26 protein-coding genes are annotated in these 25638 nt (G+C 52.0%); 15 read left to right on the plus strand and 11 right to left on the minus strand.

The window, feature by feature from the left end; all coding sequences use genetic code 11:
- Positions 1 to 91: 91 nt before the first annotated feature.
- The gene (locus DEV76_RS14055; RefSeq protein WP_109698545.1) at positions 92 to 568 is read left to right on the plus strand and encodes a hypothetical protein; all 477 of its coding nucleotides are present in this window, start codon (positions 92 to 94) and stop codon (positions 566 to 568) included.
- Between the two features lie 365 nt (positions 569 to 933).
- Entirely contained in the window at positions 934 to 1410 is a 477-nt protein-coding gene (locus DEV76_RS14060) for a hypothetical protein (protein ID WP_109698546.1), read from the plus strand.
- A 228-nt stretch (positions 1411 to 1638) separates the two neighbouring features.
- On the opposite strand, the gene DEV76_RS14065 is transcribed toward DEV76_RS14060, so the two are convergent.
- A complete protein-coding gene (locus tag DEV76_RS14065; RefSeq protein WP_109698547.1) occupies positions 1639 to 2232 on the minus strand; it encodes a DUF4142 domain-containing protein in 594 nt (197 codons plus the stop codon).
- Between the two features lie 172 nt (positions 2233 to 2404).
- Here DEV76_RS14065 and DEV76_RS14070 point away from each other — a divergent pair, with 172 nt between their 5' ends.
- Positions 2405 to 3193, plus strand: a complete 789-nt coding sequence (locus DEV76_RS14070) for a hypothetical protein (RefSeq protein WP_109698548.1) — start codon at positions 2405 to 2407, stop codon at positions 3191 to 3193.
- A 59-nt stretch (positions 3194 to 3252) separates the two neighbouring features.
- Positions 3253 to 4026 (plus strand): carboxylesterase family protein, encoded by a 774-nt coding sequence (locus DEV76_RS14075; RefSeq protein ID WP_109698549.1) that lies wholly within the window; start codon positions 3253 to 3255, stop codon positions 4024 to 4026.
- A gap of 98 nt (positions 4027 to 4124) precedes the next feature.
- Here the strand turns inward: DEV76_RS14075 and hemL are convergent, their stop codons facing one another.
- Genes hemL through hemA form a run of 7 tightly spaced genes read right to left on the minus strand, consistent with a single transcriptional unit; the run spans position 4125 to position 11246 of the window.
- The gene (gene hemL / locus DEV76_RS14080) at positions 4125 to 5414 is read right to left on the minus strand and encodes a glutamate-1-semialdehyde 2,1-aminomutase (protein WP_109698550.1); all 1290 of its coding nucleotides are present in this window, start codon (positions 5412 to 5414) and stop codon (positions 4125 to 4127) included.
- Positions 5415 to 5426: 12 nt separating this feature from the next.
- Positions 5427 to 6398 (minus strand): porphobilinogen synthase, encoded by a 972-nt coding sequence (gene hemB / locus DEV76_RS14085; protein WP_109698551.1) that lies wholly within the window; start codon positions 6396 to 6398, stop codon positions 5427 to 5429.
- A 26-nt stretch (positions 6399 to 6424) separates the two neighbouring features.
- Complete coding sequence (gene hemF / locus DEV76_RS14090) at positions 6425 to 7330, minus strand: oxygen-dependent coproporphyrinogen oxidase (RefSeq protein ID WP_109698552.1); 906 nt, start codon at positions 7328 to 7330, stop codon at positions 6425 to 6427.
- A gap of 1 nt (position 7331) precedes the next feature.
- A complete protein-coding gene (gene hemE / locus DEV76_RS14095) occupies positions 7332 to 8360 on the minus strand; it encodes a uroporphyrinogen decarboxylase (RefSeq protein ID WP_109698553.1) in 1029 nt (342 codons plus the stop codon).
- Positions 8357 to 9076: a uroporphyrinogen-III synthase gene (locus DEV76_RS14100; protein ID WP_157962892.1), complete on the minus strand. Its 720-nt coding sequence runs from the start codon at positions 9074 to 9076 to the stop codon at positions 8357 to 8359. The genes hemE and DEV76_RS14100 overlap by 4 nt, the downstream gene beginning before the upstream one ends.
- Positions 9066 to 9977, minus strand: coding sequence for a hydroxymethylbilane synthase (gene hemC / locus DEV76_RS14105; protein WP_232826949.1), 912 nt, complete (start codon positions 9975 to 9977; stop codon positions 9066 to 9068). The genes DEV76_RS14100 and hemC overlap by 11 nt, the downstream gene beginning before the upstream one ends.
- 15 nt (positions 9978 to 9992) lie before the next feature.
- Positions 9993 to 11246 (minus strand): glutamyl-tRNA reductase, encoded by a 1254-nt coding sequence (gene hemA, locus DEV76_RS14110; protein ID WP_109698556.1) that lies wholly within the window; start codon positions 11244 to 11246, stop codon positions 9993 to 9995.
- 311 nt (positions 11247 to 11557) lie between these two features.
- Here hemA and hemH point away from each other — a divergent pair, with 311 nt between their 5' ends.
- The 6 genes from hemH (at position 11558) to DEV76_RS14140 (ending at position 18371) form a co-directional block, all read left to right on the plus strand.
- Positions 11558 to 12601, plus strand: coding sequence for a ferrochelatase (gene hemH, locus DEV76_RS14115; protein ID WP_109698557.1), 1044 nt, complete (start codon positions 11558 to 11560; stop codon positions 12599 to 12601).
- Between the two features lie 138 nt (positions 12602 to 12739).
- Positions 12740 to 13873, plus strand: a complete 1134-nt coding sequence (locus tag DEV76_RS14120) for a Re/Si-specific NAD(P)(+) transhydrogenase subunit alpha (protein ID WP_109698558.1) — start codon at positions 12740 to 12742, stop codon at positions 13871 to 13873.
- A 28-nt stretch (positions 13874 to 13901) separates the two neighbouring features.
- Positions 13902 to 14210 carry an NAD(P) transhydrogenase subunit alpha gene (locus DEV76_RS14125; protein WP_109698559.1) on the plus strand — a complete coding sequence of 103 codons (309 nt, stop codon included), beginning with the start codon at positions 13902 to 13904 and terminating at the stop codon, positions 14208 to 14210.
- 6 nt (positions 14211 to 14216) lie between these two features.
- Positions 14217 to 15785: an NAD(P)(+) transhydrogenase (Re/Si-specific) subunit beta gene (locus tag DEV76_RS14130; RefSeq protein ID WP_198652063.1), complete on the plus strand. Its 1569-nt coding sequence runs from the start codon at positions 14217 to 14219 to the stop codon at positions 15783 to 15785.
- A gap of 27 nt (positions 15786 to 15812) precedes the next feature.
- Complete coding sequence (locus DEV76_RS14135) at positions 15813 to 17195, plus strand: methyltransferase RsmF C-terminal domain-like protein (protein WP_109698561.1); 1383 nt, start codon at positions 15813 to 15815, stop codon at positions 17193 to 17195.
- A 123-nt stretch (positions 17196 to 17318) separates the two neighbouring features.
- On the plus strand, positions 17319 to 18371 hold the full coding sequence (locus DEV76_RS14140) for a LysM peptidoglycan-binding domain-containing protein (RefSeq protein WP_109698562.1): 1053 nt from the start codon (positions 17319 to 17321) through the stop codon (positions 18369 to 18371).
- Between the two features lie 67 nt (positions 18372 to 18438).
- Here the strand turns inward: DEV76_RS14140 and fmt are convergent, their stop codons facing one another.
- Positions 18439 to 19356, minus strand: a complete 918-nt coding sequence (fmt, locus tag DEV76_RS14145) for a methionyl-tRNA formyltransferase (RefSeq protein WP_109698563.1) — start codon at positions 19354 to 19356, stop codon at positions 18439 to 18441.
- Between the two features lie 19 nt (positions 19357 to 19375).
- On the minus strand, positions 19376 to 20536 hold the full coding sequence (locus tag DEV76_RS14150; protein ID WP_109698564.1) for an exo-beta-N-acetylmuramidase NamZ family protein: 1161 nt from the start codon (positions 20534 to 20536) through the stop codon (positions 19376 to 19378).
- Between the two features lie 99 nt (positions 20537 to 20635).
- Between DEV76_RS14150 and DEV76_RS14155 the strand changes: the two genes are divergently transcribed.
- From DEV76_RS14155 to DEV76_RS14170, 4 genes are all read left to right on the plus strand, one after another.
- Positions 20636 to 21064 (plus strand): FKBP-type peptidyl-prolyl cis-trans isomerase, encoded by a 429-nt coding sequence (locus DEV76_RS14155; protein WP_109698565.1) that lies wholly within the window; start codon positions 20636 to 20638, stop codon positions 21062 to 21064.
- A 75-nt stretch (positions 21065 to 21139) separates the two neighbouring features.
- On the plus strand, positions 21140 to 22390 hold the full coding sequence (pepT, locus tag DEV76_RS14160) for a peptidase T (RefSeq protein WP_109698566.1): 1251 nt from the start codon (positions 21140 to 21142) through the stop codon (positions 22388 to 22390).
- Positions 22391 to 22463: 73 nt separating this feature from the next.
- Entirely contained in the window at positions 22464 to 23183 is a 720-nt protein-coding gene (locus DEV76_RS14165; protein WP_109698567.1) for a MotA/TolQ/ExbB proton channel family protein, read from the plus strand.
- Between the two features lie 26 nt (positions 23184 to 23209).
- Positions 23210 to 23623 carry an ExbD/TolR family protein gene (locus DEV76_RS14170; RefSeq protein ID WP_109698568.1) on the plus strand — a complete coding sequence of 138 codons (414 nt, stop codon included), beginning with the start codon at positions 23210 to 23212 and terminating at the stop codon, positions 23621 to 23623.
- Between the two features lie 57 nt (positions 23624 to 23680).
- On the opposite strand, the gene prmC is transcribed toward DEV76_RS14170, so the two are convergent.
- Complete coding sequence (gene prmC, locus DEV76_RS14175) at positions 23681 to 24541, minus strand: peptide chain release factor N(5)-glutamine methyltransferase (protein ID WP_157962893.1); 861 nt, start codon at positions 24539 to 24541, stop codon at positions 23681 to 23683.
- Between the two features lie 99 nt (positions 24542 to 24640).
- Here prmC and ribD point away from each other — a divergent pair, with 99 nt between their 5' ends.
- Positions 24641 to 25630 carry a bifunctional diaminohydroxyphosphoribosylaminopyrimidine deaminase/5-amino-6-(5-phosphoribosylamino)uracil reductase RibD gene (gene ribD / locus DEV76_RS14180; protein ID WP_232826950.1) on the plus strand — a complete coding sequence of 330 codons (990 nt, stop codon included), beginning with the start codon at positions 24641 to 24643 and terminating at the stop codon, positions 25628 to 25630.
- Positions 25631 to 25638: the final 8 nt, after the last annotated feature.

Consider the following 25638-nt stretch of genomic DNA (forward strand, 5'->3'; position numbering starts at 1 on the left):
CCATAGTTGCCTGTGGAATAAACTCCATTTGGATGGATGCTCTTTCTCAATGGGATCCGGAATTTCAAATTAATTTATCAAATACAACAGCATGAGTTTTCAGCAAAACGATGCAAGTACTTACACGATAAGCATCCGTGAAAACGGAATGTCTAAAATGACATTGCAATCAGTGGATACGGATGATGCAGTAAAAGCATTTCAGGAAGTGGGTATCGATAATTCGGTAATAGAAGAACTGGAAATCCTTAATTCCCCGAAGCTTCAGATTACATCTCTGGGGGCTTTTGCAAAGTTAAAGGTGCTGCGGTTGAAGGGGATGGGGAGCCTTTCTTCTCTGGAAGGAGTGCTGGAACTAATGCCTTCTCTGCAAACGCTCGCTCTTGAAGAAACGGAACTTACCGGTCCGGATCATTTGTATTTGCTGAAACATCCTGCATTGAAGAATTTACAAATGGTTTTGCCAGCGAAGCATCCGAAGAAGCAGATGTGGGCACATTTGAGTATGGCAATGGAAGTTCCTATTCTAAAGAAACAAATATTGCAGCAGGCAGCTGCGAAGAAGTAAATTGTATGGATTATTTTTTAATACCTTTCATCATTTTGTTTGATGTAATCGTACTGCATCATGTTGTTTGGAAAGGTCTTCGGGATGTACGGTAGTTCCGGAAATTCAGGAAGTCTGGTTTGACGGCCACCGGAGTAGTGATTGATTATCAGGTTGAAGAAAATGAAGATAATGAGCGAAGGTATGCACGTGTTGTAGAGTATAATACAGGAGGGAGTGTGGAAATTGTATGAGGTTTTCCTGGCCGGTTAGATTTAATATCTTACATATCATCACATATCCGGTAGGGCGAACGTTTCATATTCGCTGGGGATTCTTACGCGGGTATCCCTTTTTTCATACTATCATAGATTCAAAGGTTAGTTATGTCTTTCCGTAAGTATAGGAAATTTTATATTTTCTGTTTCTTCTCAGTTTTTGCAATAGTATTAGTAGTAATGAAATTTCAACATACTGATACAAAGCCTGAATATATCGACGTTTACGAAGGTAATATTCGGAAGTTTGATAAACTCTTTGCCATTTTAGATAAAACCGCCAGGCAACATACAGATGTTGAGGAAATGACTTTTTATAGGGAAATTAAGAGGTATAAAGAATCTGTAAAAAGAGTTGCTGATTCAGTGTCAGTAGTGGAGAGTATAATGCATAAGTGGGACAGTGAAACGTTTTGGGATATTATGAGAGATCTTGATATTCGCGAACTTGAATTTAAAAGGGGCAATATTTATATCTGGTTTACCGGAGAGGGACCTTATCACATTTTTCATGCCCCAACCGATACTTTAGTAACAGGTAGTTATCGTTTGGATGAAAGAACGTATATAGTACTGGATCTATAATGTTGAAAATATTATTTGTCTGCCGGAGATTAATTATTTATCCCTGCAAGTGCTAACTGCACATCTGACGTAGGAATACGTCCGGAAGGGGATAAAAAAGGGGCTGAGCAATTGCTCAACCCCCTTATCCGATCTTTCCGTTCCCTGCGCCGGCATTACCCGGATCAGGTGGTTAAAGGTATGTATCTCAGGCTCTGAGTTAGGCCACCCTTATTGGGAAAGATGGAATTACTTCAACTTGTCTTTTTCTTTCTGCACCATTTCAAGATGTGAACGAAGCACGGGCACTTTCCCTGCAAACCATGCCTTGATATCCGGGTCTTCTGATTTGTCTGCTGCTTTTTCGAATAAGTCTATTGCATCTTTATGTGCTGATTCGAGCTTGTCTACAAAAGCTTTATCAAAGTCTTTGCCTGTCTTGGTAGCAATGTCATTAATATCTTTCTGCTGCCCGTCGCTGATAGCCGTGGGTAACATAATGTTCTTACTGGCTGCCAGGTCCATCAGTTCTTTGTTAGCTTTCTCATGATCCTGCACCATATGTTTGGCCAATGCTTTCACCGATGCGGAAGATGCCTTGGTTTGTCCTTCCTGTGCGAATTTTACTTCAAATAATCCGTCTTCTGCTGCTTTTACCACTCGTTTTGCATCATCTCCAACGGAATCGGAAGGTAATACATCACGGTTAACGTCTTTAGCCATATCGTCCGTAATACCAGTGTCGGAGGGCATGGTGGTGTCATTGTTGTTGTTGGTGCCCGCGTTATTACATGCTGCAAAACCAATAGCCAGCGGGAGAAAATAAACAAAAATGCGTTTCATAAATCTGATGTTTGGGTTCAGGTGCTATAGTGAAAAGATTGTGCCACCCATTTTTCTCCTGCTGTTAGCCCTCCGTTGCGGAAAAGTGTGGATTTTGCTGCCCGTAGTGTATTCTCTGTTCTATGTATAGTTATTTTTTATATATTTGAATAGAGATTCAACGCCCTATCCTATGATATTCTGGAAATACCTGGCTTTTTTGCTGGTACATCTTCATTTCAGCGGGCCTGAAAAGCACTATAAGTTTCCCATAGCTGAGTTTTCGGCGCATGTAAAAACTGCCGAGTGGCTCATCGAATACGACAGTGCCGCCTGGCGCCTTTCCGATACGGTTACACATGCCGATATGGACCTCCTGCAACGCACGGGAAAGGAGTGGTTCGTGTACAAAGGTCGCGATAGCATGTGGTATGGTGCCTACGGCAAGTTTCAGGATACCGCCTACGACCTCGCCATCCATTATTGCATCAACCGGCAGGATTCTATAGAACTGGTGACCACACCACCCGATACCGCCATGATGTGCAGTGTATCCCGCGGTATACGCAAAGCTTACAGGAATGCCGGCGTGATGCTGGGGCGTTCGTATGTGCGGATGAATAAATTCATTCGGCTAAACGGCGACCGCAGTATTTCCATCTGGCTGTTACCGGCCCTTCAGCCGGCAGAGGTAGCCATGTATGGCGGGGAATTCCATTACCGGTTCGATGAAAAAGGCGAGCAGCTACTTGAACGCCAGGAATATTACCGCGGGGGCTTTAAAGGCTTCCGGCTGAATAACGGGAGAGATGTGAAACTGGAATATGAGGATGTGAAATCCCCTACGCTGGGAGCCGTCTATTTCGCACTGCGTTACCGTAACCGTTTCCGTGAGATCCGCATCGAAACGCTGGAAAGCCACAGCCTGCTGGTATTCAACCAGGTCAGGGGATATTATTGGGAACATAAGGAGCGGAAATAGACCAGTCCGGAAAATTGTTAACATTCCAAAAAGGTCCGGTAATTGCTTAAATTGGTGGTATGAGACAATTTTTACTATCCTTACTGGTGATGTGTCCCTTACTTACCAGTGCGCAGGGCTTTGAAGCCCGCTGGTTCAGCCGCGGCGGCGAATCGCTCCCATACCGCATCCTCCCGCCGGCCGGGTATAATGCAGGTAAAACCTATCCACTTATCATCTTCATGCACGGCATTGGTGAGCGCGGGAATGATAATGAGAAGCAACTCATTCACGGCAGCAAAATGTTCCTGAACGATACTTTGCGCCAGCAGTACCCCGCTTTCGTGGTATTCCCGCAATGTGCTGATAACACCACCTGGGCACCCATGATGGCTAAACAGGACAGTGCAGGCAACAGGATCTTCGAGTTCCCCGCTTCCCTGCCGCCTACTGCACCCTCCCGGCTGCTGTATCAGCTGATCGATAGCCTTATGGCTTCCGGAAGCGTGGATACAAAGCGTTTATACGTAGGCGGTATGTCTATGGGCGGTATGGGTACATTTGATATGCTGGCACGTTTCCCTGCGCGTTTTGCAGCCGCTTTCCCGATTTGTGGCGCGGGTAATGAAAAGCTGGCCAAGCGTTATGCTAAAAATACAGCAGTATGGATCTTCCATGGAGCGGATGATAACGTGGTACCACCTGCCTCCAGCCGTTTGTTCTTCGAAATACTGAAAGAGAAAGGAGCAGATGTAAGATATACGGAATACCCTGGTGTGGGGCACAACAGCTGGGATAATGTATTTACAGACCCTGAGCTTTTCCCATGGCTGTTCTCCCATCAGCTGAAATAAAAAAAGCTGCCCTAAGGCAGCTTCCACTCTCACAATAACCGGATTGATCGTTAACGAGGTATATACACGCCCGGAGCATTACGCTCCGGGCGTTTTTGTTATGCTTTAATGGCCTGCATGGAGGCTTTGGCGGCTTCCACGGTAAAGTCGATATCATCCTGCCCCAGTGCGTGGCAGATGAACCAGCTTTCGAAAGCAGAAGGGGGCAGATATACACCTCTTTCCAGCATGGCGTGGAAGAAGCGGCGGAACAGCTCGTTGTTTGCGCCCGAAGCAGAGGAAAAGTCTACAATGGGATATTCAGCGAAGTGTACGCTCATCATCGACCCAATCTGGTTGATCTGGTATACGACACCCGCAGCACCAAAGGCTTCGCGGAGACCGCTTACCAGTGTATTGGTTTTTTCTTCCAGCTGGGTGTAGATATTGGGATGGTCAGCGAGGGTTTTCAGCAAGGTGTAACCCGCGATCATGGCGATGGGGTTACCGCTGAGGGTACCTGCCTGGTATACTTTACCCGCGGGAGCAATGTGCTCCATGATCTCACGCCTTCCTGCGAAAGCGCCTACGGGCATACCGCCACCGATGATCTTACCGAAGGTTACGATATCGGCTTTCACATTGAACAGCTCCTGAGCCCCGCCTTTGGCTAGACGGAAGCCGGTCATCACTTCATCCATGATAAACACGATACCGTTTTTATCGCAGATGCTGCGGAGGCCTTCGAGGAAGCCTGCCTGCGGGAGGATGCAGCCCATGTTGCCCGCAACGGGCTCCACGATGATGGCGGCTATCTGATCAGGGTATTCGGCAACCAGTTGCTCTACAGCGGGGAGGTTGTTGTAAGGCACGCTGAGCGTGTCTTCTGCAACAGAAAGCGTTACGCCGGGTACGGATTGTATGCCGAGGGTGGCCACACCGCTGCCTGCGCTCACGAGGAACGGATCGGCATGCCCATGGTAATTCCCTTCGAACTTAATGACTTTATTGCGGCCGGTAAACCCGCGCGCAAGGCGCAGGGCGCTCATACAGGCTTCGGTACCCGAGTTCACCATGCGCACCATTTCGATATTGGGCACCATGCTGATGATCTGCTCCGCCACGGTGATCTCCAGTTCTGTAGGAGCACCAAAAGAGGTGGAGTAGGTGGCGTATTCCTGAATAGCTTTCACCACCGGCTCATATGCATGGCCGAGGATCATGGGGCCCCAGGAGTTGATATAATCCACATAGCGGTTACCGTCCACATCATACATGTAAGCGCCTTTGGCGTGCTGCATGAATACGGGTGTGCCACCCACACTGCGGAATGCGCGTACGGGAGAGTTCACGCCGCCGGGGATCACCTTATTGGCCTTTTCGAATAATGCTTGGCTCTTTGTAAACATCGTTGCAGGGTTTTATTGGTTTAACAGGCGTACTGCATCTTTGGCGAAGTACGTGGCAATGAGGTCGGCCCCGGCACGTTTGATGCTGGTGAGGCTTTCCAGGATAGCCTTTTCTTCATTGATCCATCCCATTTTAGCTGCTGCCTTGATCATGGCATATTCGCCGCTTACATGGTAGGCGCTAACAGGAACGGTTACGCTGTCTTTGATCAAACGGATGATATCGAGATAAGCCATGGCGGGCTTTACCATTACGATATCGGCACCTTCGTCCACATCCATCAGCGTTTCGCGGAGGGCTTCACGGGCGTTGGCGTAATCCATCTGGTAGGTTTTCTTATCACCAAAACCGGGAGCGGAATCCAGCGCATCACGGAAAGGACCGTAGAAGCAGCTGGCGTATTTGGCACTGTATGCCATGATACCGGTTTTGGTAAAGTTATTTTCTTCGAGGATGTCGCGGATAGCGAGGATGCGGCCGTCCATCATATCGCTGGGGGCTACAAAATCGGCTCCGGCTTCGGCATGGCTGAGGCTCATACGTGCCAGCACTTCCACGGTTGCATCGTTCACGATTTCTTCGTTCTCAACGATTCCGTCGTGGCCGTAGCTGGAAAAAGGATCCAGGGCTACGTCGGTCATCACTACCATGCCCGGCACTGCATCTTTCACGGCTTTAATGGCCCGCTGCATAAGCCCGTCGGGGTTTACGGCTTCGGTGCCTTTGTTGTCTTTCAGTTCATCCGCACATTTAATGAACAGCAGCACGCTTTTAATGCCCATGTTCCAGAGTTCTTTTGCTTCCTGCACGGTACCGTCGAGGGAATAACGGAAATAACCGGGCATGGAGGAGATCTCTTCTTTCACGCCTTTGCCTTCCACGATGAAAAGGGGGGCAATGAAATTAGCAGGGGTCAAAATAGTTTCCGCCACCATCGCACGGATGGCAGGGGAGGTGCGCAATATTCTGTTTCTTCTGATCATCACTGAAATATTTAAAGGTTCGTCTGTTACGGTTTTACCCATTCTCGCGGCTTCAGGTACTCCAGCAGCTCCGCTTCCGGACTGCCCGGTGCGGGGTGATAGTCGTACTCCCAGCGTGCGCGGGAAGGGAGGCTCATGAGTATGGACTCTATGCGCCCGTTGGTTTTGAGGCCGAACAAGGTGCCACGGTCGTGGATGAGATTGAACTCCACGTATCGGCCGCGACGGTATTCCTGCCAGTTCACCTGCTCTTCTCCATACGGCGTTTCTTTCCGCATTTCCACGATGGGCAGATAGGCTTTCAGGAAAGCGTTGCCATTGGAGAACTGGAACTGCAGCAGATCTTCGGCAGTACGCTCCGCTGTTGGACGGAGGTAGTCATAAAACACGCCGCCGATGCCGCGTGCTTCATTGTTCCGGTGCTTGTTCACAAAATACTCATCGCACTGGCGCTTGTATTGTTCATAATACGCGCCGCATGCATCCTTGAAGGTACGGTGAAAATGATTGCCGTCTTCCCCGGTAATGTAATACGGGGTAAGGTCGGCACCGCCACCAAACCAGCTGTCCTGCACCTGCCCGTCTTCCCCATACAGCTCAAAATACCGCCAGTTGGCATGTACGGTGGGCACGTAAGGGTTTTCGGGATGGATAACGAGGGAAAGGCCGGCTGCGAGGAAGCTGCTGTTATCGGGCACTTTAAACTGCTGAGCCATTACGGGCGGCAGTTTGCCACTTACCACAGAGGTGTTTACGCCACCTTTCTGGAATACGTTACCGCCGGAGATGACGCGGGTAATGCCCCCGCCGCCTTCGGGACGGTCCCAGCGGTCTTCCCGGAACTTCGCTTTGCCATCCATCTGTTCCAGCGCAGCGCAGATCTCGTTCTGCAACTGGTGGATGAAGGGGATGAACCGGTCTTTTACGGACATATTATGCATAGTTCTTAACGGCTTCGATGAATGCTTTGGCATGATCTACCGGGATATTGGGCAGGATGCCGTGGCCGAGGTTCGCAATGTAGCGCTGCGGGCCGAAAGCGTCGATCATGGCTTTCACGGATTTCTTTATCTCCGGGATGGGCTTCATGAGCTGCGCGGGGTCGAAGTTGCCCTGCAGTGTAACTGCCGGACCAGCCATCTGGCGCGCCAGGTGGGGCTTGATGCACCAGTCGAGGCCGAGGCCCTGTGCGCCGGTGGCAGCCATCTCTTCGAGGGCAAACCAGGCGCCTTTGGCGAATACTATTACCGGAACGGTGCCCTGGAGTGCGGCCACGATTCGGCGGATGTATTGGAGAGAGTATGTTTCAAAGTCTTCCGGACTGAGGAGGCCGCCCCATGAGTCGAAGATCTGTACCACATCGGCACCTGCGGCTACCTGCGCTTTGAGGTAGGCGATGGTGGTTTCGGTGATGCGGTTCAGCAGTTCGTGCGCGGTTTCAGGCTGGGTGTAGCAGAATGCCTTCGCTTCGTCGAAGGTTTTGGAGCCTTTGCCCTGAACCATATAGCAAAGGAGCGTCCAGGGGGCGCCGGCGAAGCCGATGAGGGGAACGCGGCCGGCGAGGGTCTGCTTGGTGAGGCGCAGGGCGTCCATCACGTAATGCAGGCTGTCGTTCACATCAGGGATATGAATACGGCTGAGGTCTGCTGCTGATTTGATAGGCTGGGGGAGGATGGGGCCCACTTTTTCGATGAGCTGCACTTCCATGCCCATGGCCTGCGGCACCACGAGGATGTCGGAGAAGATGATGGCTGCGTCTACACCCACCTGGTCTACCGGCATTACGGTGATCTCTGTAGCCAGCTCGGGCGTCTGGCAACGTTCGAAGAAAGAGTATTTATCGCGGAGTTTGATGTAATCCGGTAAAAAGCGGCCGGCCTGGCGCATCATCCACACAGGGGGGCGGGATACGGGGCTGCCCGAAAGGGCCTTCAGCAGCAGATCGTTCTGTAATCCGTTCATTCGTTGCTATAATTAATGTTGTCAAAATAATCGATGGCAGTTTGAACCAGTGCCGGCACAGATGCCTCCTGGCTGATAACCGGCTGTATGCCGGTGGCTTCTTTTACCGCGCCCCCGGTAGTTTCCCCGATGGCGAAGTACACGGTATGCCCGTTGGGGCGGTTATGGAGGAAGAAGCTGCGTACGCTGCTGGGGCTGAAAAACAGCACCCCGTCGTAGCTTTCTTCCAGCAGGGCGGGTGTTTCCACCGTTTCGTATACGATATGTTCTTCTACGGCGATGTTGTTGGCCAGCAGGTGCCCGGGCAGATCGTTCCTGCGGATATTACCGCAAAGGAATACGATTTCTTTCACGGAACCGTCGGCCACTATACGCTTTGCCAGCTCGAGGGAGCTGATGCCGGTGCCGAGTATTTCCGAACCGGGAATGGTTTTTTCGATGGCTTCGAGGGTAGCACCGCCCAGGCAGTATACCTGTTGGCCGGCCGGCTGCCCCCAGAGGGCTGTAACGGCTTTAACCGTATTGGGACTGGTAAACACCAACACTTTACCGCCCTGTGCTATCGCTTTGAGGCGTGCTTCCAGTTCGGGTGTGCGCACGGGGAGTATGTCGATAAAGGGCTGGTCGCGCAGGGTGATGTTCCTTGCGGTGGCCAGCAGCCGGAGGGAATCGGGCAGCTCTTTGGTGCTTAATATGCGGTGCTTATCACTGGGCATTTCTGATGGCTTGAACAATAATATCGCCGCCCCTGGCAAGAATTTCCTGTGCTGCATCGTGCCCGGTACCTGCTGCTGCCGAAACTGCAACGCGGCGGGTGGTATGGAGCGATTGTGAGCCATCGAGGCTGCAGAGGCTGCCTTCGAAGATCATTTCACCGTCGCTGATATAAGCGTAGGCGCTGATGGGGGTGGTGCATCCGCCGAGGAGGGTGCGCAGGAACGCTCTTTCCTCTGTAGTGCAGATAGCGGTATCAGTATGGTTCAGGAGAGCGAGTGCCTCGCGTACAGGCGTATTATCTTCCCGGCAGGCGGCTACGATAGCGCCCTGTGCGGGGGCTGGTATCATCCAGTCGAGTTCAATGGAAGTGGCGGGGCGTACGTTGATACGTTCCAGTCCTGCTGCGGCGAAGATGGCGGCGTTCCAGTTTTCGGCTTCCAGTTTTTCCAGGCGTTTGATAACATTGCCACGGAGGTTATGGAGTTGATGATTGGGGAAACGGCGGAGCCATTGCGCTTTCCGGCGGATGCTGCTGGTTGCGATATTGGCGATTGAAGATGGATTTTCGAGGAAGGAAGTGTCTCCTTTGTAAACCAGCAGGTCCTTTACCGGACCGCGTTCAAGGATGGCTGCGTTAACCAGCCCCTGTGGCAGCTGCGTGGGTACATCTTTGAAGGAATGTACGGCTACGTCTATTTTACCGGCAAGGAGCGCAACGTCGAGGGTTTTGGTAAAAATACCCTGGACACCGATCTCGTAAAGGGGGGTAACGAGGTCGATATCGCCTTCGCTTTTAATGGGGACGAGTGCTACTTCGTGACCTTTTTGCGTCAATAAATCTTTCACCAGATTAGCCTGCCACATTGCGAGCTGACTATCCCGTGTACCTATTCGGATCATCTTGTCCATTATGTTTTATTCCTGGTTATTGCCGGTCTCGAAAATCTCACTGATCATGGCGATGTACTGATCGCCCTTTTCGGATTCCTTGCGCACTTTGCCGGCCATGAGATTGATCATTTTCTGGATGATGCGGGAAGATACTTCCTCGATGTCTTCCAGGTTATATTGTGCGCCGTTCTTTTGCTCTTTTATTTCGCGGGCGTGGATCTCGGTGAGTTTTTCCTTTACCGCTTTGAGTACTACGGCATGCTTGCGCATTTTAAACCAGTAGAGGAACTCCTCCATGTGCTCTTCGATGATGGAGATGGCTTTGGGTACTTCGTTCAGCCTGCGGGCGAGGGTTTCGTCCTGAATCTTGCTGAGGTCGTCCACGTTCACCACTTCCACATGACCAAGCTCACGCACGTCTGCAGCTACGTTGAAGGGGATGGAAAGGTCAATGATAAGCTTGGGGCCGGTACCTTCCATATGTTTGCGGAGGATGGTGGGCTGGGGGGCGTTGGTAGCCACCAGGATCACGTCTGCCGCGCGGAGTGTATCATCCAGCTGCTCGTAGGGTGCGTATTTCAGGCCGTGTTTACCGGCGAAGTCTTCCGCTACGGCAGTGGTACGGTTTACGAGGGTGATGTTACGCGCGCCGGTGTATTCCATCATGTTCTTACAGGTGTTACGGCCTATTTTGCCGACGCCGAGAAGCACGATGTTCTTTTGTTGTATGTCGCAAACCTTGCTTTCAAGGAGGCGTACGGCGGCGAATGCTACCGATACGGTGCCCGAGCTGAGGCCTGTTTCGTTCTTGATGAGTTTGGAAACCTGGATTACGCTGTTTACGAGCCTTTCCAGAAAAGTGCCCACACACCCGTTTGCTTTCGCAAACTTAGCTGCGCCTTTTATCTGGCCTATGATCTCGTAATCGCCAAGTATCTGGCTGTCCAGCCCGGTGCCCACCTGGTAGAGGTGGCGTACGGCGCCTTCGCCTGATTTTACGTATGCCAGGCTGTTGAACACCTGCAGGTTGCCGCTTGCGGCATCGCAGAGCAGGCGCATCAGATCGGCAGGATCCGCTGCGAAACCGTATATCTCAGTGCGGTTGCACGTAGAGAGTACGAACAGATCGTTCATGCCTTCGGCATGTGCGGATTGTAAAAGTTGCTGATATTGGTCTGGGTTGATGGCGAATAGTCCCCGGATCGCAGCGTCAGTTTTCTTATAGTTGATCCCAACGATATGAAAATGTGATATGTCTTTAGGCTGATTGACCTGCATGATTTTCTTCTAAGCTTCCGGGTGCAAAAATACTTGCATACACTTCAAAACCACGTCAGAGGCTGTCACCGGTATGTCATTTCTCCCTATGGTGAAAGCCATTGCCAAAAAATGATTTAGATCAGTCGGCCGTGTTCCTTTCTCCTGCTGCATTGTAACAATCGCATGACGTGGGGAGATGACGGGTGTCATGCGAAAGTCTTTGTCCGTGGCTGGTTGCAAGAGATGAATCTAACAATTTAATGACAGAGCATGAGGAAGATACCTGTAAAAGCATGTACTTTTGCAGGAATTTTGACGAAAGAAGATTTATGGTCGCAATATCTGATACCGCCATCGTGCTCATGAACCTCGGTTCGCCGGACTCTACTGCCGTGCCCGATGTTAAAAAATATCTCCTTGAATTTCTAATGGACAAGCGGGTGATCGATTATCCCTGGCTCATGCGCAAGCTGCTCGTGGGCGGAGTGATCGTTCCGCGCCGTGCGGAAAAGAGTGCCGAGGCTTATAAAAGCATCTGGTGGGAAGAAGGTTCCCCCCTCATCGTGCTCACCAAACAACTCCAGAAAGCGCTGCAGCACGATCTGGAGATGCCTGTTGAGATCACCATGCGGTATGGCAACCCTTCACCGGAAGATACTTTCGATAAACTGGTAAAGGAGCATCCCGGCCTTAAGCAGGTGATCCTTGTACCGCTTTATCCGCATTATGCCATGAGCAGCTTTGAAACTGCGGCAGTGTATGCGGAAGAAATTTACCGCAAAAAGCGCTATCCCTTCGAACTGAAAGTGATCGAGCCGTTTTACCGCCATCCTGATTATATCCATGCCGTTGCAGAAAGCATGCGCCCGTATGTGGAGCAGGATTTCGATCATCTGCTCTTCAGCTACCACGGCGTACCGGTGAGGCATATACGTAAAGGAGACCTTACAGGCAACCATTGCCTGAAGGTGAACGACTGCTGCCATGTGGATTCCCGCGCACATAAGCAATGCTACCGGCACCAGGTGACGGTTACTGCCGAGCTGGTAGCGAAGGAATTAGGTATCCCGAGAGATAAATGGAGCGTATCGTTCCAGAGCCGCCTGGGCCGTGAGGAATGGATCAGGCCTTATACCGATGAGCGCCTGCGTTCCCTTCCCGGAGAAGGCGTAAAGAAGCTGCTGGTGGTCTGTCCGGCTTTTGTGTCTGACTGCCTTGAAACACTGGAAGAGATCGCCGTGGAAGGTAAGCATACGTTTATTTCCAGCGGGGGCGACAGCTTCACGATGATCCCCTGTGTGAACACGCATCCGGAATGGGTGAAGGCGCTTGGCATCCTGTGCCGCGAGAAAATGGAAGTAGCAGCGGTGTAAAAACTGCTGAAGAATATAAGTGAAGAAGCCGGCGTATATGCGCCGGCTTTTTTTATGCAGCTTAGAGGGGAATGGGGGATATTAATTCGGCCGGACCGGATTTTTTCACTAAATTCCGTCAGCTAAATTCCAACACTGATGATCTTGGCCGTTCTCAAAGAAAAAGTAGGAGAAAACAGGGTATCGCTCGTTCCGGAAGTCGTGAAGCAACTTGTTCAGCAACAGGTGGAAATATGGGTGGAGGAAGGCGCTGGGGCTGCGGCATTTTATCCGGACGATAGTTACCGGGAGGCCGGTGCAGCCCTTAAATCCCGCAGGGATATTTTACAGGGAGCGGATGTACTGCTCACTATTCGTCCGCCGGAAGCGGCAGACTATGAGCAGGCGGCCGCGGGTAAAACCTGGGCCGGTGTTTATCAGCCCCTCTACCATCCCGGCCTTATGCAGCAACTTGCCGCCCGGCAGTTCACCGTTTTCAGTCTCGATTCCATCCCCCGCACCACGCGCGCCCAGAGTATGGACGTGCTCAGTTCCCAGGCCAACATTGCAGGTTACAAAGCAGTTTTACTGGCCGCATTTACCTACAGCCGTTATTTTCCCATGCTCATGACCGCCGCGGGCAGCATTCCTCCGGCGAAAGTACTCATCCTTGGCGCCGGGGTAGCAGGCTTACAGGCTATCGCTACCGCACGCAGGCTTGGAGCCGTGGTGGAAGTATTTGACACCCGGCCGGCAGTGAAGGAAGAGGTAATGAGCCTCGGGGCCAAATTCGTGGAAGTGGAAGGCGCAGCCGATGCTTCTGCCGCCGGAGGCTATGCCGTAGAGCAGAGTGATGATTTCAAACAGCGGCAGGCGGCCCGTATCGCGGAAAGCGCTGCTAAAGCGGATATTGTAATCACTACCGCCCAGATACCCGGTAAACCGGCTCCCATATTACTGCCTGCAGCTGCCGTGGAAGCCATGCGTACAGGGAGCGTTATCATTGACCTCGCTGCCGCTACCGGAGGAAACACTGCCCTCACAAAGAACGGGGAAACCGTGCTGCATAAAGGCGTTACCATCATTGGAAACTCCGACCTGGCAGGCACGGCACCTGCGGATGCCAGCAAACTCTACGCGAAAAATATGCTCAACTTCCTGAAGCTGATGATCGGTAAGGAAGGGCAGTGGCAACCCGATTATAAAGATGATATTGTACAGGGAGCCTGTATTACCCGGGAAGGGCAGGTGGTGAACGAGCGCGTAAAACAGCTGCAGCCCGCAGCCGTATAATATTTCAACCCATTCCAACCGAAAGAATATGACCGCAATCCTGGATTTTCTGCAACTCCACATCGAGATGGTATACATCGTGATACTGTCAGTTTTCTTAGGGATAGAAGTGATCTCCCGGGTACCTTCCGTGCTGCATACCCCTCTTATGAGCGGCGCCAACGCCATTCATGGTGTGGTGATCATCGGCGCCATCATTGTGATGGGGAAGGCTGAAGCGGATAACTACCTGGCCCTGGTGCTGGGTTTCCTTGCCGTAATACTAGGTACGCTGAATGTGGTGGGAGGTTTTGTGGTGACAGACCGTATGCTGGAAATGTTTAAAAAGAAGAAATAGCCCATTATGCCCGGATTATTGACGCTCGCTTACCTCATCGGCTCCATCACGTTTATCGTGGGCCTCAAGATGCTCAGCAACCCCGCTACCGCCCGCAAAGGCAATCTCATTGCGGCGGCAGGGATGTTTATCGCTATTGCAGGAACCATCTTTCTATATGAAGAAGATGGCGCACGCCTGCATAACTACGGCTGGATCTTCGGCGGCCTCTTTATCGGCACCGTAGTTGGCGTGCTGGCTGCCAGGAAGGTGAAAATGACGGCCATGCCCGAAATGGTGAGCCTCTTCAACGGAATGGGCGGCGCCTGCGCCATGCTCATCTCCATCGTAGAGTTCGATCACCTCACCAATGGCACCACCACCATCAGCATTACAAAACTTATAAAAGATGCAGTAGGGCAGGCGGCGCTCTCCGGCGATATCAGTATCGGAGAATCCTTTGGCAACCCCACCGGCAAATACCTCATCATTCTGCTGGGGCTTATTATCGGCACAGTTTCCTTCGCGGGAAGCATGATCGCATGGGGTAAGCTGAATGGGAAAGTGAAAGACTTTTCCTTCAACGGCCAGCACATCGTGAACCTCGCAGTGCTCGCCGCTATCGTCATTGCATCTGCCTGGCTGCTGTATGATGTGCACCAGCAATTCAACAGCGGAAACGGCGGGTGGACTTCCTACCCATCCAATACCGCATTGCCGGATATACAGTTTCAGAGCATGCGGGATACCGGGCTGATCAATACCCTGTTTTACAGCATCCTTGCACTGTCTGTCGTATACGGAGTGATGTTCGTGATGCCCATCGGCGGGGCAGATATGCCGGTTGTGATATCATTGCTCAACTCTTTCACCGGTGTGGCTGCGGCCTGCGGTGGTTTCTTATACGATAACCCTGTAATGCTCACGGGCGGTATCCTTGTAGGTTCCGCAGGTACTATTCTCACCATCCTCATGTGTAAAGCCATGAACCGCTCCCTGAAGAATGTGCTCATTGGCTCGTTCGGCGGCAGTACGGCTGCAGGTGGCGGGGCAAAAGTGGAAGGCAATTACAAAGAGATCAATATTGCAGACGCCGCTGTAGTGATGCGGTATGCCAGCAAAGTAATGATTGTACCGGGCTACGGCCTCGCTGTTGCGCAGGCACAGCACGTTTGCCACGAGCTGGAAAAGCTGCTGGAAGAGAAAGGGGTGGAAGTGAATTACGCCATCCATCCTGTGGCAGGGCGCATGCCGGGGCATATGAACGTGCTGCTGGCGGAAGCAGATGTGCCGTACGAGAAGCTGGAAGAGATGGAAACCGCCAATGCCGCCATGGCTGCTACAGACGTGGTGCTGGTACTGGGAGCTAATGATGTGGTGAACCCTGCTGCCAAAACGGATCCTGCCAGCCCTATTTACGGTATGCCCATACTCGAAGTAGAACTCGCCAAAATGGTGATCGTGAATAAGCGCAGTATGAAGCCGGGATACGCCGGTATTGAGAACGCACTGTTCTTCCAGCCTAAAACTTCCATGTTGTTTGGCGATGCCAAGTCGGTGCTGCAGCAGCTGGTAGCGGAAGTGAAAACGTTATAAATCTTTACATTTGCGGAAAATTAAACTGTGCCAGCATTACCAAAGGCATTTACGGATACATTGATAGGTCTTCCCGGGTATAACGAAGCCGCGTTCCTCGCGGTGCACGATTCCCCGGAAAGGATTACCAGCGTTCGCCTTCAGCCGCAAAAGGTGCAAAGCATCAAAGCTGTATTTCCCCAGCTGGATGCGGAACGCGTACCATGGACTACAGGCGGTTATTATCTTTCTTCCCGTCCTTCTTTCACCTTCGACCCGCAGTTTCATGCCGGTGCTTACTACGTACAGGAGGCCTCTTCGATGTTTTTGGAAGAAGCCCTGCGGCAAACGGTACCTTCTTCGGCTCCACTCAAAGCCCTCGATCTCTGTGCTGCCCCCGGTGGTAAAAGCACACTGCTGCAGGCTGCACTGCCTGCAGGGAGCCTTCTTGTATCCAACGAAGTGATCCGCTCCCGGGCCGCGCTGCTGGCAGATAACCTGTCGAGATGGGGAACGGCGGATGTAGTGGTCACCAATAATGATCCCCGCGATTTCTCGCGCCTCGAAAACTTCTTCGACGTAATGGTGGTAGATGCTCCCTGCTCCGGTTCGGGCCTTTTCCGCCGTGATCCTGATGCGGTACAGGAGTGGTCGTACGATAATGTGATACTCTGCAGCCAGCGCCAGCAAAGAATCCTGGCCGATGCATTGCCTGCCCTCAAGCCCGGCGGCACACTCATTTATTCCACCTGTTCCTATGCAAGTGAAGAAGATGAGCAGATCCTCGACTGGCTGATGGAACATGAAAACCTGGTATCCTTACCATTGCAGATACAGGAAAGCTGGAATATCGTTCCTACGGAATCCCCTGTACATAAGGCATCCGGCTACCGTTTTTACCCTGATAAAGTAAAGGGCGAAGGACTGTTCATTGCCTGCTTCCGGAAGGAGGGTGATGCGGCTGTTCCTAAAAAAGGAAAGAGTAAATTCAGTGAGCTGGCGAAGAAAGATGTGGAGCGTGTGCTGCCATGGCTGAAGCCAGACGTGGATGTGCGCATGATGGCGCACGATGGTGAGGTGTTGTTATTATCACCTGCCGTAGCGGAAGAAATGCCGCTATTGCAGCAATTATACATCCGGAAAGCGGGCGTGAAGGCTGGACAGCTTTCTGCCAAAGAACTGATCCCCGACCATCAGCTGGCGCTCAGTACATTGATTTCACCCGAACTTCCCGGAACGGAATTAACTTTGGAAGATGCATTGCATTATCTTCGCAAGGAAGACCTGCGCCTGGATGCTGTCATAAAAGGCTGGGCGCTCATGCGTTTCGGAGGCATGAACCTGGGATGGGCCAAGATCCTCCCCAACCGTGTCAACAACTACTATCCGAAAGAAATGCGCATATTAAAGTCCGGCATGCCGGAAATATAATACAGACGGGTGTTCCGGCGTTCTTGTGAATGTGCATAAACCGCGTGGATATTTACTTTCCACGCCCGGCAGCAGAAATTGGATGGAAACTTTTATATTCGTTCCCTTAAAGTATTAGTAAATATGTTAAAGTCAGTAATGTTGGGTGTGTTGATGGCCGGTACAATAAGGGTAGCCGCACAGGATACGCTTTTGATACAGGGCGCTTCGCCCGATCTCTATTTGACACATTCCGTGAAGAAAGGAGAGACCTGGTACAGCCTGGGAAGGGCTTACGGCCTGAGCCCCAAAGAGATTGCGGCAAGGAACAAGATGGATATGGCAACAGGGCTCAGCCTTGGTAAAGCAGTCCTCATTCCCCTCAACAAGAATAACTTCGTGCAAACGAAAAGTGCCGGCGCAGGCGTGCGCCCGGTATATCACCGCGTTGCTGAAAAGGAAACCCTCTACCGCATACATGTCAATTACGGCAAAGTGCCGCTGGACAATGTGCGCGACTGGAACCGCCTTACCGGCGATGGTGTACAGAAAGATGCTTTCCTGATCGTAGGTTATGTGAAAGGCAGCGGCCAGTCGGCAGTATTGCCCACAGCGCCCGTACCTGCACCAGCGGATGTGGCGGCAGCTCCTGCTCCCAAACCGGCTGAAACCAAACCTCAGCCAGTACCGCAGGAAACCAGGCCTGTAGTATCTTCCAGTCAAACGGCGGCTCCTGAATCCAAACCCAAATCACAGGCTCCTGCTCCTGAATCCAAACCGGTAACGCCTCCCAGCCAGCCGGCAGCTCCGGAAACAAGGCCAGTGGAGAAAGCGCCTACCAGCCTGGGCCGTACGCCTGAGGTACCGGAAGGCGGGTTTGAATCATCTTATAATCAGCAAACCGGAAACGGCCGCGATGTAACGAAAGAGAAAGGCCCCGGTTCATGGTTTAAAAGCAATGCAGTAGTAGGTTCAGGTAAATATTACGCCCTGCACAACGCCGCACCCCGCGGCACCATCGTAAAAGTGACCAATCCCCTCAACGGAAGGTCTGTTTACGCCAAAGTGCTCGACGCTATTCCGCAACTGAAAGCCAATGCCAACCTCATCATTAAACTGAGCGACGCCGCTATGGATGCCCTCGGTACCAACGAAGGCCGCTTCTATTGCGAACTGAGTTATGAAGACGTGAAGTAATCGCAACCTTAGCATAAAAAAGGGGCGCCTGGTATCCAGGCGCCCCTTTTTACTTTCAGCAATGCGGTTATTCGAAACGGAAACCCCGCAGAAATTCTTCTGTCCCCATCTTCTTCTTCCCTTCCAGCTGTAACTCCAGCACGTTGAGGTAACCGCCTTCTGCAGCGAATTTGAGGTATGTTTTCTTATCGGAATGCACGCTGCCGGGTGCCTGGTTATGCGTGGCAGGTTCCATTTCCGCTTTGTAGATTTTCAGTGTTTTGTTCTGCAGCATGGTGAATGCTGTGGGGTATGGACTGAGCCCGCGTACCAGGTTGTAAACCTTCTCCAGCGGCAATTCCCAGTTAATACGGCAATCGTCTTTAAAGATCTTGGGCGCATGCTTCAGTTCACCTGCTTCTATTTCCTGCTGGGGCTGGCCATGGAGGTTGCCTTCTTTCAAAGCAGCTACGGTGCGGAGGAGTGTTTCAGCACCGGCCTTCATGAGTTCATCGTGCAGTTCACCCGCGGTTTCATCCGGCCGGATGGGTACTTCACTACTGAACAATACATTACCCGTATCGATTTCGTGCTGCAGTTTAAAGGTGGTAACCCCACTGCGTTGCTCCCCGTTGATGATGGCCCAGTTGATAGGCGCTGCACCACGGTACTGGGGCAGGAGGGAGGCGTGTACATTGATGGTGCCGAGGGGCGGCATGTCCCACACTACAACGGGCAGCATGCGGAATGCTACTACCACCTGCAGGTCGGCTTTATAGGCGCGCAGTTCGTCGAGGAACGCGGGATTCTTCAGTTTTTCGGGTTGCAGCACGGGTATGTTGTGCTGTACAGCATATTGCTTAACGGCGCTTTGCTGCAGTTGCAGGCCGCGGCCGGCAGGCTTATCAGGCGCCGTGATCACGGCTACCACATTATATCCGTTCTGAACCAGTGCATCGAGAGAGGCAACGGCGAAGTCGGGCGTGCCCATAAAAATGATTCTCATGGATGCAAATGTATTCAATTTAGAAATCGGTATACAACAGGTATTTCTTCCGTATGGCGGCAAATTGCTTCAGGCCGGGTTCCCAGCTTTTGCGGATAGCCGCCTCGCTAAGGCCCTGTTGTATCTGCTGACGGAGTTTTGCACTGCCCGCCAGCTTGTCGAAGAAGTTATTGAAGAAGCGTGCTTTTTCCGGGAAAAGCTGATATGCGTTGAGGATAAAGCTCAGATCAATCTGGTCTGTGAGGGGATCAGTGATGGTGAGATCGTACCCGTAACACAGCGAATCCATCAGCACCGGAGATTTAGCACCCGGCACGCTGCGGGGTGTAAAGGAATACAGGTTTTTGGGCAGCAGCGGATGGCCATACACCTGGAAGGGCTTATCCGTTCCGCGGCCGAGACTGAAAACAGTGCCTTCGAACAGGCAGGTGGACGGGTAAAGGTAGATGCTCCGCATGTTGGGCAGGTTTGGCGAGGGCCGCACCGGCAGCTGGTACATGGTATTGTGGTCGTAATTTTCGCAGGTGATGACGGTGATGGGGCATTTGATCTTCCCTTTCAGCCAGCCTTCCCCGTTGAGCATTTGTGCGTATTCACCTACTGTCATACCATGAACCGTAGGGATGGGCTGCATGCCTACGAAAGAGCGGAAGGCGGTATCGAGTATGGGCCCGTCTATGAAATGACCGATGGGATTGGGACGGTCCAGGATGATGAGGGATTTCTTATGCTGAGCGGCAGACACCATCAGTTCTTCCAGCGTGGAAATGTAGGTGTAAAAGCGCACCCCGGCGTCCTGCACATCGAAGATAAGGACGTCCACATCGGCCAGATCTGCTGCATCGGCCTGGCGGTGTTTGCCGTACAGGGAAACGATGGGCAGACCGGTACGGCTGTCGCGGCTGTTATCAATCTTCTCACCGGCATCGGCCATTCCGCGGAAGCCATGTTCCGGACTGAATATTTTGGTGATGTTAATTTTCAGGGCAAGCAGGGAATCCACCAGGTGGGTTTGCGGGCTTATCATGGAGGTCTGGTTCACCAGCATGCCCACCCTTTTTCCTTTCAGGAGGGGCAGGTAAGCTTCGGTGCGCTGTGCGCCGGTGCGAACATTTGGCTGCTGTGCAGTGGCGGTTAAGGCCAGGCAGCTGATGATCAGTATATTCAGGATATATCGCATGCGAAATTGTGTTGGGTGCAACAAAATAAGGTGGCAAACCGTAAATAAAAAACAAAAATTGTACCTTCACCTTCTATTATCTTATTTTAAATATTTTATATGCAACAAGTTAAGACCGGCGATACCGTTCGCGTGCATTACCACGGGCGGTTAGAAAATGGCGAAACCTTTGATTCATCCGAAGGAAGGGACCCGCTCGAGTTTAAGGTAGGCTCCGGCATGGTGATCAAGGGTTTTGACAACGGTGTGCTCGATATGAAACCCGGAGACAAGAGAACGCTCAATATTGCCGTTGAGGAAGCTTACGGCCCTAAAAGCGAAGAGCTGATCATGGAATTCCCTAAAGAGAACATCCCTGCAGATCTCAATCCCCAGGTTGGTATGGACCTGCAGATGAGCAACCCCCAGGGCCAGGTGTTCCCTGTGAAAGTGGTAGCCATCACCGACGAGTTTATCAAGCTCGATGCAAACCACCCGCTGGCTGGCCAGCCCCTCGTATTTGAAATTGAACTGGTAGAGATCGTTTAATCCGGTTTCTTACTCATAAAATTCCTGAAAGTAAAAAGTGGTCCGCTGCTTTTTACTTTCACTTTTTATACCCATATGGAACATAACTATGCATACTCCGTCACCGACCGCTTCCTCCGCTACGTGACCATCGATACCCAATCCGATCCCCAAAGCACTACATTCCCTTCCACTGAGAAGCAAAAAGACCTGGGCCGCTTGTTGGTACAGGAATTGCAGCAGATCGGCATCGCAGACGCAGAACTGGATGCACATGGGTATGTATATGCCACCATTCCCGCCACATCCGATAAGAATGTTCCCGTCATCTGCCTCTGTGCGCACATGGACACCGCGCCCGATTGTTCGGGTAAAGACGTGAAGCCCATCCTGCACCGTAAGTACGACGGAAAAGACATTGTACTGCCCGACGATCCTTCGCAGATCATCTCCGTTCAGGAACATCCGTACCTGTCGCAGAAGATAGGCGACGATATCATCACTGCCAGCGGTAAAACCCTGCTGGGGGCAGATAACAAAGCCGGTGTGGCCGAAATCATGGATGCCGCACAATATCTCATCCAACACCCCGAAGTGCCACATGGCAAGATCCGTATCCTCTTCACGCCCGACGAAGAAGTAGGCCGCGGTGTGCAGCATGTGGATATGCAGAAGCTGGGTGCACAGTTCGGGTATACCCTCGACGGGGGAGAGCTCGGTGCGCTGGAAGATGAGACATTTTCTGCCGATGGGGTTAAGATTACCATTCACGGCGTAAGTGCCCACCCGGGTGCCGCAAAAGGCAAACTGGTGAGCGCCATCAAGATCGCTGCGGAGATATTGCATTCGCTGCCCAAGGATATCCTCAGTCCGGAAACTACCGAAGACCGCCAGGGCTTTATCCATCCCGTGCGGATAGACGGTATTACGGAGAAGGCGGAGATGGAATTCATCATCCGCGACTTTACCACCGCAGAGCTGGAAGGGCATGAGTTTTACCTGCGCAGGATCATGGAAAACGTGGTGGCAAAGCATCCCGGAGCTACTGGTGTTTTCGAAGTGAAAGAGCAGTACCGTAATATGAAAGAAGTACTGGTGAAGTTCCCGGAAGTGGCGGCCAATGCGGAAGAAGCTATCCGCCGCGCGGGTGTGGAACCATTGAAGATGAGCATCCGCGGGGGGACAGACGGTTCAAGGCTTTCCTTTATGGGCCTGCCCTGTCCGAATATTTTCACAGGGGAGATGGCACTGCATTCGAAGCACGAATATGTGAGCGTACAGGATATGCAGAAAGCCGTTGATGTAATCATTCAGCTCGTCCGTGTATGGGAAGAGCGCGCCGTATAATTTATTGCCGGTGAATGCGTTTTTATTATTACTTTGATCCCTTGTTTATACAAAACGAACATAAATTAAATACATGTTGCTAGGACTCGTAACGCTAATGCAGGATTCGCTGCTGCTGCCGAAGGCCGACACAGTGGCAACGGCCGCTCAACACGCCGCCACCGCCACGCAGGAAATGAAGCTGTGGGATATGATTGTAAAAGGCGGCCCGCTGATGATCCCGCTCGGGGTACTTTCCGTGATCGCCATTTATGTTTTTGTGGAAAGATACATCACCATCTCCCGCGCGGCTAAGCTGGAAAGCAATTTCATGCCAATGATCCGCGATCAGATCACTTCCGATAATATCAGCGCTGCCCGCTCCCTTTCCAAGAACACTGCCGGCCCTATTGCCCGCATGATCGATAAAGGCATCCAGCGCATCGGTAAACCGGTAGACAGCATTGAGAAATCAATGGAGAACGTGGGTAAACTGGAGATCTACAAAATGGAAAAGAACCTCGTGGTACTGTCCATCATCGCCGGTATCGCCCCCATGTTCGGATTCCTTGGTACCATTGCCGGTATGATCCAGACCTTCTTCAACATCTCCCAGACTTCTGATATGACGCTCGGCGGCATCGCAGGCGGTATCTATGTGAAAATGGTGACCTCCGCAACGGGGCTTATCATCGGTCTGGTTGCTTATGTAGGTTACAGCTACCTGCAGGCGCAGATCGATAAGGTGGTGAACAAGATGGAAGCAGCATCCGCTGATTTCATTGACGTGCTCATGGAGCCGGTTAAACGATAAATTCTTCATCAGAAACTGAATCAATCATGAATTTGCGGAGACGAAGCAACAGGCATGCGGAAATGCACAGCGGCGCACTGAACGATATCCTGTTCATCCTGCTGCTGTTTTTCCTGATTGTCTCCACCCTGGCCAATCCCAACGTCATCAAACTGGCGTTGCCGAAGGCTACTTCCAATACCAAAGCCAAACAAACGGTGGTGGTAAGCATTGATGCAGCACAGCGGTATTTCGTAGGCACCAGTCCTGTCAACTTCAATGAGCTGCAGGCTGCCCTGGCCGCCAAGCTGCCCGCAGGTGAAATAGACAATACCATTGTTATCAATGCGGAAGAAACCGTGCCTATCGGCAAGATCATCGAAGTGATGGAGATAGCACGGCAACTGGGTGCTAAAACGGTGCTGGGTACGGCGAAGCCGACTAATACACCAGCGAAGTAATTACCGGAAAATCAAAGTAGCTATACTGGAACTGCACCCGCAACGGTGCAGTTTTTTTTATGCCCCGCGCTTTGTGGCACGCACCATCCTGTCTTTCCCGAACATATCCTTTTTCAGGTTTACATCCGCAAACCCCTGTTTCTCCAGTTCGGTTTTTACCTCCGGTCCATAATCTTCATGGATCTCGAAGTAGAGCTTTCCTGCAGGCTCCAGTCTTTCCTGTGCCAGCTGGCCAATGCGGCGGTAAAACAAAAGGGGATCATTATCGGGCACAAACAGGGCGTTGGAGGGTTCAAATGCATGAACGGTAGGCTGCATGCCTGCCTTTTCTTTTTCGGGGATATAAGGCGGGTTGCTGACGATAATATTGAGGCAGGGGAGTACTGCGGCCGCCTGGGGGGCCAGTACATCCTGCTGCAGGAAATTTACAGGGGTATGCTGGAGCTGTGCATTGCGGCCTGCTACGGCGAGGGCGCCGGCACTTACATCCATAGCCCATACATCGGCCGCCTGCCAGTGTTTTTTAAGGGCGATGGGGATGCACCCGCTGCCGGTTCCAATGTCCAGCAGGCGGAGGGCGGGCTGGGCCGGATGGTCGAGCAGTACCCATTCCACCAGCTCCTCCGTTTCCGGGCGGGGGATCAATACCTGGTCGCTCACAATCAGTTCCATGCCGTAAAACCAGCTTTTCCCCGTAATGTGCTGGATGGGCCTGCCGGCCAGCAATTGTTCAAGGGCATCATTGTATTGCGATTCCTGTTTGGGGGAAAGGTCCATATCCTTGTGCACGATGCGGTCCAGCTTACCCAGGCCGGTGAGATGTTCCATAAGAAGGTGGCCTATATTGGCAGCTTCCCGGTTGTCGTACAGGGGGCGGATGGCATTGATCAGATTTGCAAATGCAGATTGGATGGTCATGTTATACGGCAAAACAGCGGAAAATAGCCGCTGAAACGATATTTTTGCAAACATATCATTTACGACGCAATGATGAACCACCACCCGCACGAAATTTTTATGCAACGATGCATCGCCCTGGCACTGAAAGGCGCAGGTCATGCCGCCCCCAATCCTATGGTGGGTGCCGTGCTCGTGCATGAGGGTGTCATCATTGGCGAAGGCTACCACCACGCCTTCGGCGGGCCGCATGCCGAGGTTAACTGTGTGAACAGCGTGCCCCCGGAATTGCAGGACCTCATCCCGCGGTCGGTTATGTATGTTTCCCTCGAACCCTGCGCCCATTTCGGTAAAACACCGCCCTGTGCCGATCTTGTAGTGGCACAGCAAATCCCCGAAGTGGTAATAGGCTGCGTGGATGCCTTCTCCAAGGTAGCGGGCAAAGGCATCGAAAAACTGCGGGAAGCCGGTATTAAGGTAACAGTAGGGGTGCTGGAAGCGGAATGCAGAAAGCTGAACAGGCGCTTCTTCACTTTCCATGAGCAGCAGCGGCCCTATGTGGTCCTCAAATGGGCGCAATCGGCAGACGGTTACATGGCCCCTCCCGGCAGAGAACCCGTCCGCATCTCCAACCCTTATGCCGACCGCCTTGTTCACCGCTGGAGAACGGAGGAAGCGGGGATTATGGTAGGAACACAAACTGCTTTGCTGGATAACCCGCGCCTTACTGCACGCCTCTGGCCGGGTAAATCACCCATCCGTATCATGCTCGACCTCGACCGGAAAGTACCCGGCAGTCATCATCTGCACGACGGAACCGTTCGCACACTGATCCTTACAGCGGATGAGATCAACCGGGACCAGCCACTCGTGCCGCAGGTGCTCGCACAATTACATCGTGAAAATATCCTGAGCGTGATCGTGGAAGGAGGCGCTGTACTTTTGCAGCAATTCATCAGCGGCAGGCATTGGGACGAAGCACGCGTTATTACAGGACAGGCGGCACTCGGGGGCGGACTGCCCGCTCCGGTACTTAAACACGCCCTTATGCAGGAAAGCAATTATATTGCCGGCGACCGGATAGACACATTTGTGCCGGACACGGTTTAAAAACAGGA

The sequence above is a fragment of the Chitinophaga deserti genome, from assembly GCF_003149455.1.
Taxonomy (GTDB): domain Bacteria; phylum Bacteroidota; class Bacteroidia; order Chitinophagales; family Chitinophagaceae; genus Chitinophaga; species Chitinophaga deserti.

Bases quoted from the DNA above. Each gene is read 5' to 3' on its own strand.
- DEV76_RS14165 (WP_109698567.1), top strand. From the start codon at position 22,464: ATGTTGCTAGGACTCGTAACGCTAATGCAGGATTCGCTGCTGCTGCCG.
- fmt (WP_109698563.1), bottom strand. From the start codon at position 19,356: ATGAGAATCATTTTTATGGGCACGCCCGACTTCGCCGTTGCCTCTCTC.
- ribD (WP_232826950.1), top strand. From the start codon at position 24,641: ATGCAACGATGCATCGCCCTGGCACTGAAAGGCGCAGGTCATGCCGCC.
- hemF (WP_109698552.1), bottom strand. From the start codon at position 7,330: ATGTCCGTAAAAGACCGGTTCATCCCCTTCATCCACCAGTTGCAGAAC.
- DEV76_RS14150 (WP_109698564.1), bottom strand. From the start codon at position 20,536: ATGCGATATATCCTGAATATACTGATCATCAGCTGCCTGGCCTTAACC.
- DEV76_RS14065 (WP_109698547.1), bottom strand. From the start codon at position 2,232: ATGAAACGCATTTTTGTTTATTTTCTCCCGCTGGCTATTGGTTTTGCA.
- DEV76_RS14155 (WP_109698565.1), top strand. From the start codon at position 20,636: ATGCAACAAGTTAAGACCGGCGATACCGTTCGCGTGCATTACCACGGG.
- DEV76_RS14170 (WP_109698568.1), top strand. From the start codon at position 23,210: ATGAATTTGCGGAGACGAAGCAACAGGCATGCGGAAATGCACAGCGGC.
- hemH (WP_109698557.1), top strand. From the start codon at position 11,558: ATGGTCGCAATATCTGATACCGCCATCGTGCTCATGAACCTCGGTTCG.
- hemL (WP_109698550.1), bottom strand. From the start codon at position 5,414: ATGTTTACAAAGAGCCAAGCATTATTCGAAAAGGCCAATAAGGTGATC.
- hemB (WP_109698551.1), bottom strand. From the start codon at position 6,398: ATGATCAGAAGAAACAGAATATTGCGCACCTCCCCTGCCATCCGTGCG.
- prmC (WP_157962893.1), bottom strand. From the start codon at position 24,541: ATGACCATCCAATCTGCATTTGCAAATCTGATCAATGCCATCCGCCCC.
- DEV76_RS14100 (WP_157962892.1), bottom strand. From the start codon at position 9,076: ATGCCCAGTGATAAGCACCGCATATTAAGCACCAAAGAGCTGCCCGAT.
- hemE (WP_109698553.1), bottom strand. From the start codon at position 8,360: ATGAACGGATTACAGAACGATCTGCTGCTGAAGGCCCTTTCGGGCAGC.
- DEV76_RS14075 (WP_109698549.1), top strand. From the start codon at position 3,253: ATGAGACAATTTTTACTATCCTTACTGGTGATGTGTCCCTTACTTACC.
- DEV76_RS14060 (WP_109698546.1), top strand. From the start codon at position 934: ATGTCTTTCCGTAAGTATAGGAAATTTTATATTTTCTGTTTCTTCTCA.
- DEV76_RS14125 (WP_109698559.1), top strand. From the start codon at position 13,902: ATGACCGCAATCCTGGATTTTCTGCAACTCCACATCGAGATGGTATAC.
- DEV76_RS14130 (WP_198652063.1), top strand. From the start codon at position 14,217: ATGCCCGGATTATTGACGCTCGCTTACCTCATCGGCTCCATCACGTTT.
- hemC (WP_232826949.1), bottom strand. From the start codon at position 9,977: ATGATCCGAATAGGTACACGGGATAGTCAGCTCGCAATGTGGCAGGCT.
- DEV76_RS14055 (WP_109698545.1), top strand. From the start codon at position 92: ATGAGTTTTCAGCAAAACGATGCAAGTACTTACACGATAAGCATCCGT.
- DEV76_RS14070 (WP_109698548.1), top strand. From the start codon at position 2,405: ATGATATTCTGGAAATACCTGGCTTTTTTGCTGGTACATCTTCATTTC.
- DEV76_RS14140 (WP_109698562.1), top strand. From the start codon at position 17,319: ATGTTAAAGTCAGTAATGTTGGGTGTGTTGATGGCCGGTACAATAAGG.
- pepT (WP_109698566.1), top strand. From the start codon at position 21,140: ATGGAACATAACTATGCATACTCCGTCACCGACCGCTTCCTCCGCTAC.
- DEV76_RS14120 (WP_109698558.1), top strand. From the start codon at position 12,740: ATGATCTTGGCCGTTCTCAAAGAAAAAGTAGGAGAAAACAGGGTATCG.
- hemA (WP_109698556.1), bottom strand. From the start codon at position 11,246: ATGCAGGTCAATCAGCCTAAAGACATATCACATTTTCATATCGTTGGG.